9 protein-coding genes and 2 pseudogenes are annotated in these 11,044 nt (G+C 47.9%); 5 read left to right on the top strand and 6 right to left on the bottom strand.

Going from position 1 to position 11,044, the window contains the following annotated elements; all coding sequences use genetic code 11:
• The first annotated feature begins 8 nt into the window (after positions 1-8).
• Complete coding sequence (locus AC2TDN_RS15270) at positions 9-1,808, top strand: ABC transporter ATP-binding protein (protein WP_484688605.1); 1,800 nt, start codon at positions 9-11, stop codon at positions 1,806-1,808.
• Complete coding sequence (locus tag AC2TDN_RS15265; protein WP_484688603.1) at positions 1,805-3,586, top strand: ABC transporter ATP-binding protein; 1,782 nt, start codon at positions 1,805-1,807, stop codon at positions 3,584-3,586. Before AC2TDN_RS15270 ends, AC2TDN_RS15265 begins: the two co-directional genes overlap by 4 nt.
• A gap of 60 nt (positions 3,587-3,646) precedes the next feature.
• Here the strand turns inward: AC2TDN_RS15265 and AC2TDN_RS15260 are convergent, their stop codons facing one another.
• Positions 3,647-5,125, bottom strand: a complete 1,479-nt coding sequence (locus AC2TDN_RS15260; protein ID WP_484688601.1) for an alpha/beta hydrolase family protein — start codon at positions 5,123-5,125, stop codon at positions 3,647-3,649.
• 234 nt (positions 5,126-5,359) lie between these two features.
• On the opposite strand from AC2TDN_RS15260, the gene ectB reads away from it, so the two are divergent.
• Positions 5,360-6,640, top strand: a complete 1,281-nt coding sequence (ectB, locus tag AC2TDN_RS15255; protein ID WP_482067469.1) for a diaminobutyrate--2-oxoglutarate transaminase — start codon at positions 5,360-5,362, stop codon at positions 6,638-6,640.
• Between the two features lie 722 nt (positions 6,641-7,362).
• Positions 7,363-7,482, top strand: a pseudogene (locus AC2TDN_RS15250) (DMT family transporter); the annotation flags it as partial.
• A 206-nt stretch (positions 7,483-7,688) separates the two neighbouring features.
• Here the strand turns inward: AC2TDN_RS15250 and AC2TDN_RS15245 are convergent.
• From AC2TDN_RS15245 to AC2TDN_RS15230, 4 genes and pseudogenes are all read right to left on the bottom strand, one after another.
• On the bottom strand, positions 7,689-8,054 hold the full coding sequence (locus AC2TDN_RS15245) for a hypothetical protein (RefSeq protein ID WP_482067468.1): 366 nt from the start codon (positions 8,052-8,054) through the stop codon (positions 7,689-7,691).
• A gap of 206 nt (positions 8,055-8,260) precedes the next feature.
• Positions 8,261-8,443 (bottom strand): hypothetical protein, encoded by a 183-nt coding sequence (locus AC2TDN_RS15240; RefSeq protein WP_484688597.1) that lies wholly within the window; start codon positions 8,441-8,443, stop codon positions 8,261-8,263.
• Positions 8,444-8,633: 190 nt separating this feature from the next.
• Complete coding sequence (locus tag AC2TDN_RS15235; RefSeq protein WP_484688596.1) at positions 8,634-9,374, bottom strand: Gfo/Idh/MocA family protein; 741 nt, start codon at positions 9,372-9,374, stop codon at positions 8,634-8,636.
• Between the two features lie 18 nt (positions 9,375-9,392).
• Positions 9,393-9,674 (bottom strand): annotated as a pseudogene (locus tag AC2TDN_RS15230) (Gfo/Idh/MocA family oxidoreductase); the annotation flags it as partial.
• Between the two features lie 11 nt (positions 9,675-9,685).
• On the opposite strand from AC2TDN_RS15230, the gene AC2TDN_RS15225 reads away from it, so the two are divergent.
• Entirely contained in the window at positions 9,686-9,922 is a 237-nt protein-coding gene (locus AC2TDN_RS15225) for a helix-turn-helix domain-containing protein (protein ID WP_484688721.1), read from the top strand.
• A gap of 104 nt (positions 9,923-10,026) precedes the next feature.
• Here AC2TDN_RS15225 and AC2TDN_RS15220 read toward each other — a convergent pair whose 3' ends face one another.
• Positions 10,027-11,028, bottom strand: a complete 1,002-nt coding sequence (locus tag AC2TDN_RS15220) for a LacI family DNA-binding transcriptional regulator (RefSeq protein WP_484688595.1) — start codon at positions 11,026-11,028, stop codon at positions 10,027-10,029.
• Positions 11,029-11,044 lie beyond the last annotated feature (16 nt).

Here is an 11,044-nt window from a genome sequence, read left to right as displayed (position 1 = left end):
GCTCACCCTTGGTTAAGCTGTTCAAGTATATGAAGCCTTACAGCTTTTGGATTGTACTCAGCATTGCAGCATCATTGACGGTTGCAGCCATCGATATATGGCTGGGACTCTTCATCGAAAGGCTTGTAGAGGACGCGTCGGAAAGCTTTGCACACAGCTTTGGCTCAACCCTCAAGCTGCTAGCGGCATTAACGGTTATTGGTGCCGCAGCGAGCTATTTGATCAAGTACGCGCTGACCCGGTTCAGCGCGTGCGCCTTGCGCGATATACGCCGCGATATCGTTAGTCACTTGGAGCGATCGACGGTGGCTGCGCTGGAAAGCAGGCACTCTGGAGATTTGGTATCGCGATTGACGAATGACACGGCGGTGCTCCAGCAATTTTTTATGCTGCATTTTGCAAATCTGTTCTACATGCCGGTCGTCTTTATCGGTGCACTGACGGTGCTGCTCATGACGAGCTGGAAGCTGGTTTTATTTAGTCTCTTGTTTCTTCCCGTTGCGATCGTAGTTACGAGCGTCCTTATATTTCCGATGAACAAAATGTCCGAGCAGCTTCAACAGTATTTGGGCTCGGCCAATGCGATCGCGCAGGATACAATCGGCGGCATTCCGATGCTGAAGGCGTTCAATATGTTCAAGGCGATGTCGGTGAAGTACAAGGCTGCAATGGAGCTCGTTCTTAAGAAGGGCCTGCAGGTTGAGAAAAGACGGGCATTCATTGCGCCTATCAGCCTGCTCCTTATGTCGAGTCCGATTATTTTCAGCGTGTCATACGGCGGTTATTTGATCGGAGAGGGAGAACTGACTGCAGGAAGCATGGTGCTTTTTCTCTATATGCTTAACTTCCTGATGCAGCCGCTATCGATGGCACCGGTGCTCTCCGCCCAGATCCAAGAGGTGAAGGGAGCTGCGAAGCGGTTGTTCGAAGTACTGGATCTGCCGCTCGAGCCCTCTGAGCGAGGGGCGCAAACCGTTGATGAGGCAGCCGTACCAATCGAGGTTGACGGCATTTCATTCGCTTATGAAAGTAAGCCAGATGTGCTTGCTGGCATCACTTTCAAGGCGAATCCGAAGCAGACCGTGGCGTTAGTTGGCCCAAGCGGCAGCGGCAAAAGTACGATTTTAAAGCTGATTTGCGGTTTTTACGGCTTGGAGAACGAGGCGGATGTGGATGCGGATGTAAGCGGCGTTCGGTTGTCCGGCGCCATTCGAGTGTTTGGGCGGCCACTGCATGAATGGAACCCAGTTGATCTGCGCGATCAGCTCGCGCTCGTCTCGCAGGATACCTATTTGTTTCCGGTCAGCGTTGCAGAAAATATCGGCTACGGCAGGCCAGGAGCAAGCCGTGAGGATATCTTCCATGCAGCAAAAGCAGCAGGCGCTCATGCCTTTATCGAGGCGCTTCCGGAAGGCTACGAGACCATACTTGGGGAGCGGGGAGCGAGGCTGTCTGGCGGAGAACGCCAGCGCCTAGCGATTGCACGCGCAATGCTGAAGGATGCGCCGATATTGCTGCTTGATGAAGCGACTTCCGCTTTGGATACGCAGTCGGAGTCCATCGTTCAGGAGGCGCTGGAGCGCGTCATGAAGGACAGAACCGTGCTGGTGGTCGCACATCGGCTATCCACGATTAGAGAAGCGGATCTCGTTCTGGTGCTTGATCAAGGTCGAATCATTGAACGGGGAACGCATGCGTCCTTGCTGGAGCAACGAGGCCTTTACATGAAGCTGTACTACAAGCAATTCGCCGCTCTTGAAAGCCGCGATGCGATGCAGCAAGCGTCAGGGGAGGGAGCGCGGAGATGATTGGAGAAAAGTCGCTGCTGAAGAAAAGCAAGGCGGAGCTTGCAAGAATGATCGGATTGCTTGGCTCCGGTCGCAGGCTGTATTTTGCCGGCTTGATTGGCGATAGCATGGTTAATGGCAGCATTACCATAATGATGGCGTTCGTATTCAAAAATTTACTCGACTTCTCGGTACAGGGCGACCGGCAGCTCTTTTACAATTCGATCGCTTTCGTAAGCGCCGCATTTCTAGGCATTGCTCTGCTATCGCCGATTTTCTCTTATCTGTATATGAAGATCGTCAAGCAAACGATGGTGAACACGCGGAGACGGTTATACGATCATCTCGGGGAGCTGCCTCCAAGCTATTTCGAAACCAGGCATTCGGGAGATCTTATCTCCCGCTCAACGAGTGACGTTCAAACGATGGAAAATATTTACGTCGAGCATCTGAAGTCGATTTTAACCGACGCTTTTACGCTGCTTGGCTCCATTATTTCCATGTTTATACTGGATTGGCGGTTTGCCCTCGCCTTAACGGCATTTGGAGCTGCCGGCATCGCCGTTAATTTGGCCTTCGCGGGTCCGCTCCGCGGCACAGGCAACCGGCTGCAGCAGCGGCTGGGCAAATTGACGGAACGCTTAACGGATTTGCTTGCCGGCCTTCACATGGTGAAGATGTTCAGGCTTCAGACCATCATTACCGGAAAATACAATGAAGAGAGCGAACGGGTAAAAGCTTCTTCCTTGGAGCAGGGACACCGCAATGGTTTGCTTGAGGCTGTTAACTACTTGATCAATTTCATAAGCTTCGGCGGCATCTTGGTTGTCGGTATATTTATGTTCGCAAAAGGTGCGCTGGAGCTTGGGACGATGGCTGCAATCGTGCAGCTCGAGATGGGAGTCACGATGATTTTCCTGCAGGTTGGCAGCGTTGTTTCCATGATGCAGAGCTCGCTTGCAGGAGCAGCGCGCGTATTTGAAGTGATCGACCATGAGCCGGAGCAAGAACGGTTTCCGAAACGCGCAGAGGAATCCACGCTGAGCAAGGATACGATGCTGGAGTTTAAGGATGTCAGCTTCTCCTATGAAACTGGTGCTCAGGTGCTGTCAGGATTCCATTTGAATGTCCAGCAAGGGCAAGTTGCAGCGATCGTAGGCGCAAGCGGCAGCGGAAAAAGCACATTATTTAAACTGCTGCTCGGGTTTTACTCGATTGATGGCGGCGCAATCGGCATTGCCGGCAAGCCGTTCTCAGCGTATACATTAGAAGAAATTCGCGGGATGATCGCGTATGTTCCTCAGGATGCCTATTTATTTGAAGGTACGATCGAAGAAAATATTATGCTCGGCAAGCCGGACGGTTCACGCGAGCAAATGGTCGCCGCCGCTAAGGCTGCTTATGCGCATGAGTTTATCGAGGAACAGCCTGACGGTTATGCAACGATGGTTGGCGAGAGAGGCGCCAAGCTCTCAGGCGGGCAGCGCCAGCGAATAGCGATTGCAAGAGCGCTGCTGAAGGATTCTCCGATTCTGCTGCTCGATGAAGCGACCTCCGCTCTCGACAACGAATCCGAATATTGGGTGCAGCAGGCTCTGGAGCAGCTAATGAAAAACCGTACGGTGCTTGTCATTGCTCACCGATTGTCAACGATCCAAGAGGCAAGCGTCATTTACGTATTGGAGCAGGGGGAGGTGTTCGAGAAGGGGAGCCATGAGGAGCTTATTCATCAACGGGGCTTGTACGCGAGTTTATACAAGCATCAGTTCGACAATGAAAGGGAATATGCAGCTGTGTAATTTTGTGAACGATGAAAGGGAAAGGGAGCCAGAACAAGATACGTTCTGACTCCCGTGACCTTAGTATCGCTTCAATGCTGCTTCCGGATAATCTGTGGATTGCTCCGCATCAAGAAGAGGTGTGTCCAGACCTAGCAAATGCTTTTGGAAAAAAGCGACCGTATAAGCATTGATAACCTTATGCGCACGTCTTGGCGAAAGCGGCATTTTCTCCATAATGGGAAAAGCCGGAGACCAAAAATAGTAATCGCTGAAGCTCATGTGACGGGTACGCTGCAACGATAATTCATAGGCTCCTGAGCCTAATGCTTGCTTCATTCGCATTGGGAGCTCAATGGACATTCGATCGAATTGCTTGCGCGTCATGCTCAGTTCTTGCAATTGCGATTCGGTTGGAGCTACAGGGTTGGTCTCCATTTCAAAAGGCTTGGTGTCCATCAGCATAAACGGCTTGCCCGTACCTTCGGCTTTATGCGTGTTGCCAAACAAGGTGCCGTCCATATTAATTGCGGCCTTAACTCTTGGGTCCGAGTACAATACTTGAGCAGCATTCGCGCCGCCGAAGGAATGACCGAACATCCCAACGTGGTTCAAGTCGATTTTGCCGCTGAACAGATGATTCGAGTCTTTATTGCTTAGCTTCTCCAGCTCATCAAGCACGAAGGTTGAATCCTTAACCCAAATGTCCGAAATAAGGCTATCCCATGCGTTAATGTCAGTCATTCCCGGGAGGTTGGCAATCGTTACGAATTTTCCGTCAGGCAGAACGGTTGCAAGGGCGTTGTAGGTATGCTCGATACTGGCTACGATAAACCCTTGACTGGCTAGCTCTTCAAATTGGAACGTATTCGAGAACCGCGCTCCGGGCAGTCCGTGCGAAAACAGGATGAGCGGGTATGACTGCTGTTTGCTTGCAACAGAAGCATTCGGATAAGAGTTCGTCTTGACGAGTTCAAGGTATTGAAACAAAAATTTAGGGATTTGAAGCTTGGTTTTTACTTCTGCTGCGATGACCGGAACATTTTTGACATAAGGAGCTTTGCCCTGAAGAGGCTTATCGATATCGGCGGGATACCAAATCTGAACCAGCACTTCCCTATGATCGTTAGGATCTTCCGTATTGGTTTCCTGTCGATTCGGATCAACCATTGCATATTCTACCGTTCCGACAGCATATGGTCCGGTTGGCGAATCGAAGCCAAATACCGGGAGCAGCGTTGGGAGTGCGATGGCAATAATGATAAATACGGCAAGCAAGGTTGAAGAGATAGCCCGCTTTACCGACAGCAGTTTCGTGCGTGCCAACGATAGTCCTGCATGTCTTCCATGCCGCAGCATGCGGAAGATGCCAAAGAGTGTCAAAGCGTAAGCGGGAATCATTTGCCAGCGGTACCCGTTTACCGTCAGGTGAAGAACAACGGAAACGATTGTAAGTAAAGTCATCGAGATAACCGTCGATCGGGTTATGCTTTTGCCGAAGCGAGTTCGTATGATCAGAAAAATGCAAATGAATAAAACCAAAACTTCAAAGATTTTCATTTCAAACCTCCTTAATAGGGACATGCTTTTTCGGTCTTCTTGCTTTTATTGCAGAAGCCCATCCATATTGTATACTCGCATTGATAGAGTTACAAGTTTTTATTTTAATGAAAAAAATTAACATTTTATTAACATGAATAAGGAGATGTTAATTCATAATTATTTAATCAAATGATGACAGTATGTTAAATATTGTATGGTATTTTATTGAAAACATAATAGGAGAGTGGGATAATGAACGTTTTTGAGACAATGGAATCGAATGTACGGTCTTATTGCAGGTCTTTCCCGGATGTATTCGTAAAAGCAAAGGGCTCTAGAATATACGCCGAATCTGGAAAATCGTTCCTAGATTTTTTTGCAGGAGCGGGAGCCTTGAATTATGGCCATAATAATGACTTTATTAAACAGAAAATCGTTGCGTATTTGGAATCGGACGGCATGTCCCACGGCTTGGATATGCACACCTCGGCGAAGGAAATCTTTCTGAACCGGTTTTCGGACCTTATTTTGAAGCCTAGAAATTTATCCTACAAAGTGCAATTTTGCGGACCGACCGGCACCAACGCGGTTGAAGCGGCATTGAAGCTGGCACGCAGGGTAAAAGGAAGAACCGGCATATTCTCGTTCATGGGAGCATTTCACGGTATGTCGCTTGGAAGCTTAGCCGCTACCAGCAATCTATATCATCGCGGCGCTGCAGGTACGGATTTGGATCGCGTCCATTTTATGCCGTTTCCGCAAGGGTTTATGAATTCATTTGATACGATTCAATATCTAGAAGAGGTTCTTACGGATGGGCATTCGGGTATCGAGAAGCCGGCTGCGATTATTTTCGAGACGCTGCAGGCGGAAGGCGGAATCAACGAAGCTCCGATAGAGTGGATGAAGCAGCTGCGGGAGCTTTGCAACCGTCATGACATCCTGCTCATTTGCGATGAGGTTCAAGTTGGATGCAGTCGGACGGGCCCGTTTTTCTCGTTCGAGAGAGCGGACATCGTTCCAGATATCGTCGTGCTTTCAAAATCAATCAGCGGGTACGGCCTTCCGATGTCCATCGTGCTCATGAAGCCGGAGCTGGACATTTGGAATCCGGGGGAGCATACCGGCACATTCCGCGGCAACCAGCTTGCTTTTGTCGGGGCAACAGCCGCGCTCGAATATGGCGACTCTATTAATCTCGAAGCGGATGTGTACCGAAAAGGGGAGTTTGTCCGTCAGTTTTTGACCAAAGAGATTGTGCCGATCGACCAGTCCATCTCAATTCGAGGGATGGGTCTTATATGGGGAATTGACGTATCTGCGAGCAAGCATGACCTTTCAAAGGAAATTGCTACTCGCTGCTACGAGCTTGGTCTTATCCTCGAGAGGGTGGGTCGCGACGATAAAGTGATCAAGCTGATGCCGCCGCTAACGATCTCGTTGGAAGAGCTTGAAGAGGGCTGTGAAATCGTGAAGCAAGTGGTGCAAGAATGCTATGAGAAGTATAAGGCTTCCGAATATCTTTTGGCATAAAGCAGTCTTAATTAAATAGGTGCCATAGCATGCCTAGCTTTTTAAAAAAGCCTCCAAACTCACCGTGATGGTGGAGTTGGAGGCTTAGCTTTCATATTATCCATATTAAATGGGATAGATGAAACCAGATTCAACAGGCAAGCTGTAAGAACATATTTGCTCTTAAAGCTAATAATCATGTGTTTTGATGAGCTTTAAGCGCACATATGCGCTTAACAGCAGCAAATAGACGTATTAGAAACGTAAAAAGACAGCTGTAAGAACACATTTGTTCTTAAAGCTAATGAATCATGTGTTTTGGTGAGCTGTAAGAACACATATGCGCTTAACAGGATTATGGAGGCTTATCAGGATCGACTTTAAGTGATTTAATTGGCATCGAACGCTTATGAGCAACCTATTAGGTGGTCCAAAGCATCATTATTAAACAAACTTGAACCAATGTGTTCTCTGATTGAAACAAGCTAATCCTCGTAAAGAGGCATTAGCTTGTTTTTTCTTATCGACTTTATAATGTGGTTTTAGTTGTTTTTTATTGTTTTTATATTGATATTGTAAAGGTCGATAAGTAAGATAAAAAATGAAAAATACGAATCAATCGGAGGAGGGATAAGTTATTTCCTTAGGTATCATACTTGTTTTATGCTCAGGCTTGACCCATGCCATTTGGAATATGTTTACGAAGACAATGGTCGGTTTATGTATTACAAGCGATTTTATGGGGAACGGTACTGTCGTCTGGATCATACCTGTTGTTTCTCTTTGCTATGAATCTTGCGCCGCTGTCACATCCGGCACCCATTCGCGAGATAGGAACGGTGTTTGGAACAATGCTCGGCATTTTAAGAGTGTTCAAGTCGTAATACGCGCGCTCGGACTTGCTTCGCCTGTTGAATGGGAAGCGAAGCTGCCAGAGGGCCTGTTTAAGGTATCCTATTAGGGAATTACGAGAAAGCAAATAAGGATGCATGATTTAAAATAGATGCTCAGGGAACAGGATGTTTGCTCTGAGATTGCATCCTTGTTATCTATTTTTCATTCATTTTTATTATCGACGCGTGCTCCGTTTTCGTTTCGTGCTATTTCGCGAAGCTGCTGCTCTTGATCGTAGTTCGACATTTTTTCTTTTCATGCTTGGTTTTCTACTAGGTACGTTGCTTAAAAAAGCTTTTGGTCCCAAAAATGAACCGACCATCTTGATCGCCGGCCGCATCTGCTGGAACATGCCGAAAAATTGTTGAACCTTCCCCATCATAGACATGATTCCGTCAAAACCGCCGACTCGGGCAAACATCGATCTTTCACCTATTGATATAGGCGCTGTTAGAGAATCTTCTCCTGTGTTAATGTCATTTAAAGGCTCAGTTGCAGCAGGTAAAATTGCGCTTGTACGGGCTTTTTTTATTCTTTTCACTTCAAATCACTTTCCTTTCTCCATAATCTTGAATAATACTTTTTGACTACACTGTAAAATATGCATGGATGTCGTTCAATGACTGGATACTTGTTACGGAGACTTTTAATCTATGTGATTTGCCTATGAATATTTAAAATGATGGCAGCTCTTTAAACAGCAAAGAGACCCATCGATGGGTCTCTTTGGAAGCTAACTATAAATGTTCAGCAGCATCTGCCATAGAAGCCGAAATGGAGCTTATCGTCTTTTTTTTCGTCTTTTTTGTCATCTTTTTTCTCATCTTTTTTGTCATCATGTCGATCATTACGGCTAATTAAGCCGCAGTTACAAGCGATAATTATTAATAAAATAAAAAGCACTAAAATTGTACTCGTTTGAGTGAACATCGTTCAATCCACCTCCTATTAAGTTGAGCTCTCTATAAGTTATGTTTGCTGGTAGAACTATGTTTGTATGTTTGTTACGGTAACATATCTTATAGTTTGTTAGACTAGTGAACGGGAGGGGAAATGGTATGAACGTGTTGGAGTACAATATCAAGGCTGGTTGTTTATCGAACCCTCTTACCGTAAAATTTTATAGTGCAACCGGCTGCTTTAGTTCTATCGATCGATACCCTGCAAGGGCAACATTCGTTGAACGCAAGCCGTCTTCGCCTGTAATCGGGACGGGTTGACCGCTATGGATAGCTTGGACAAATGCTTGAATCATATGGAAATCCATGTTGTCTCCCCAATAGTTCCATTGTCCTTTGCCGGCTTGCCGGCTGTACACCTCATTGACTTGGACAGTATGATCCAGCAAAGCGCCGCCTCCGGAGAGCTTGGGATCAACGAACCAGCCGCCTGGCGCAGTCCCCCGATTCGTTCCTTTAATTGCGACGATGCTGCCGATTTCTCCTCTTTCAATCGCTTTCTTCGCTTGTACAACCGCAGCTAAATATCGACAGGGGAAGGCGGTCATCAACTGTACCTGATTGTCGCGGCAAGCTTTAATCATCGCATGCATTTCATCTGTTTGAATGCCCAGCGGCTTTTCGCATAGCACATGCTTTCCTCTATTGGCAGCCTCGATAGTAATCTCGGCATGATGAACATTTTCTGAGCAAATGACGACGGCATCTATCTCTTGATCAAGCAGCTGATGATAATCGCTGTAATAAGGAAGATGATGCTCGGCTACGAGAGCGCTGACTCTGCTTTCTACCGGATCGGCAATGCCTGCGAGCTCTACTTTGGGCAATCTCCTTAGTGCCTCGAAATAGGAGTATGCATGGCCATGCGCAAAGCTGATCATACCCACTTTAAGCTTCTTCATTTTTTTTCCTCCTCGCTATTAGAGTTGAACAGGTTTGCCGGTACGTGCGCTCTCAAGCGCAGCATGCGCCAATTCAAGCGCTTTATACGCATCGCTCGCGGTTACGATTGCTTCAGATCCATCACGAATACAGCGGATAAAATGCTCGAGCTCAAGTGCATATGGACTTTTGAATGCAGGGCTTTCTGGGATGGATACAGCAGGGGCCGACTCTCCGGAAGGATGCTTGTGGATTTGAAGCGAGCTGCTCTTTAAGCTGTTCGTCATGACGACGCCTTTGGTTCCGACTATTTCAGCCTGAGCATGTTGGTCTGTCTGCGAATTATTTTAGCGAGTGCTTTCGGAAGCAGACGGGGACATCTTTCCAAGTGCATCTGCAAGAGAAAAGGCTGCAGTTCGCTAGGGCGCTGCTCTGCAACACGCTGCTGCCGATCACGGAAATCTGTTATGCCTCGGGCTTTAATACGATACCGAATTTCGAGCGGTCCTTTAAACGAAGGTTTAACCTCGCGCCTCGTGAATATCGGAAAATATTTCGGACAAAGTGATCGGGACGGAGCTTAAAAAACGAGCAAAGGCTCTTCTGTGCAGATGACAGTAGGGCCTTTTTCTTTTATTTATACCTATTTATTCGCTTGTGCGCGCTCATATTTCATTCAACTTGGCCGCCTTGCAGCTTGCAAGTAGAAGCACGAACGACAAGCTCCGGTTCCAAGTAGACGATTTTGAGCGATTCCGGTTTATCTATAAGTTCAAGAATGGTAGCTGCGATAACCGATGTGATCGTCGCGATGGCTGCGCCTACCACGGTCATAGGAACGCCGATGTCTTCCATTTGGGGCAGGTTGTCGTAGCTGACAACGGAAATATCCTGCGGGACGCGAAGCCCATGCTCGCCTATCGCCCGAAGGATGCCGCGAGTCAAATCGATGCCGCCGCTAATTACAGCTGTTGGTCGAGGCGTACGCTCAAGCATCGTTCGCGCGGCAATGTAACCGTCGTGAAATTCCAAGCCGTTCATCTGAAGCACTGCGTCATCCGAGGCTGGCAGCCCTAGAGAGTCTATTTCCTCCCGGAAAGCTTCGATCTTGACCGTCTGCAAAGGATCATGCGACTGCGGTTCCCCGATATACGCGATCTGCTTGTGACCGAGCCCCGCCAAGTGACGAACGGCAAGGCGAACCGCTTGACCCCGGTTTACGTCAACCGCGGAGTAAGGCGTATATCCGGCAGCGCCGTAAGTAAGAATCGGGATTTGCAGCGGATTTAAATGGTTGAAGCTGGAAATGCGATCCTGGTCTCCGAAGACGAGAATGGCGTCTACTTGGTAGCGGCGAAAAATTTCAACCGCCGATTCCAAATTGCTGATCGATAGCAAGGTGATGTAGCCATTGTTCTCAAGCTGTTCATTAATTTTGGTAATGAGGGAGGAAAGCGCGGCGCGTTCGATGGATGGCCATACGACGCCGATCGCCCCGCTTCTACGAGAGACGAGACTTCGGGCTGCGATGTTGGGTTGATAGCCCATTTCCTTTGCGATGGCAAGAATATGCTGCTTTGTTTTGTTCTGGACGAGCGGGCTATCTCGCAGCGCCTTCGAGACAGTGGAGAAGCTAACGCCGGCCCGGTCTGCAATATCTTTAATCGTTACCATGAATTCCCTCCGGAAG

This window comes from Paenibacillus sp. Y660 (assembly GCF_057221575.1).
The sequence above is the reverse complement of the archived record's forward strand: the minus strand, read 5'-3'. Positions and strand labels throughout refer to the sequence as shown.

Coding starts and splice junctions, on each gene's coding strand:
- AC2TDN_RS15265 (WP_484688603.1), top strand. CDS start 1,805: ATGATTGGAGAAAAGTCGCTGCTGAAGAAAAGCAAGGCGGAGCTTGCA.
- AC2TDN_RS15260 (WP_484688601.1), bottom strand. CDS start 5,125: ATGAAAATCTTTGAAGTTTTGGTTTTATTCATTTGCATTTTTCTGATC.
- ectB (WP_482067469.1), top strand. CDS start 5,360: ATGAACGTTTTTGAGACAATGGAATCGAATGTACGGTCTTATTGCAGG.
- AC2TDN_RS15240 (WP_484688597.1), bottom strand. CDS start 8,443: ATGTTCACTCAAACGAGTACAATTTTAGTGCTTTTTATTTTATTAATA.
- AC2TDN_RS15235 (WP_484688596.1), bottom strand. CDS start 9,374: ATGAAGAAGCTTAAAGTGGGTATGATCAGCTTTGCGCATGGCCATGCA.
- AC2TDN_RS15220 (WP_484688595.1), bottom strand. CDS start 11,028: ATGGTAACGATTAAAGATATTGCAGACCGGGCCGGCGTTAGCTTCTCC.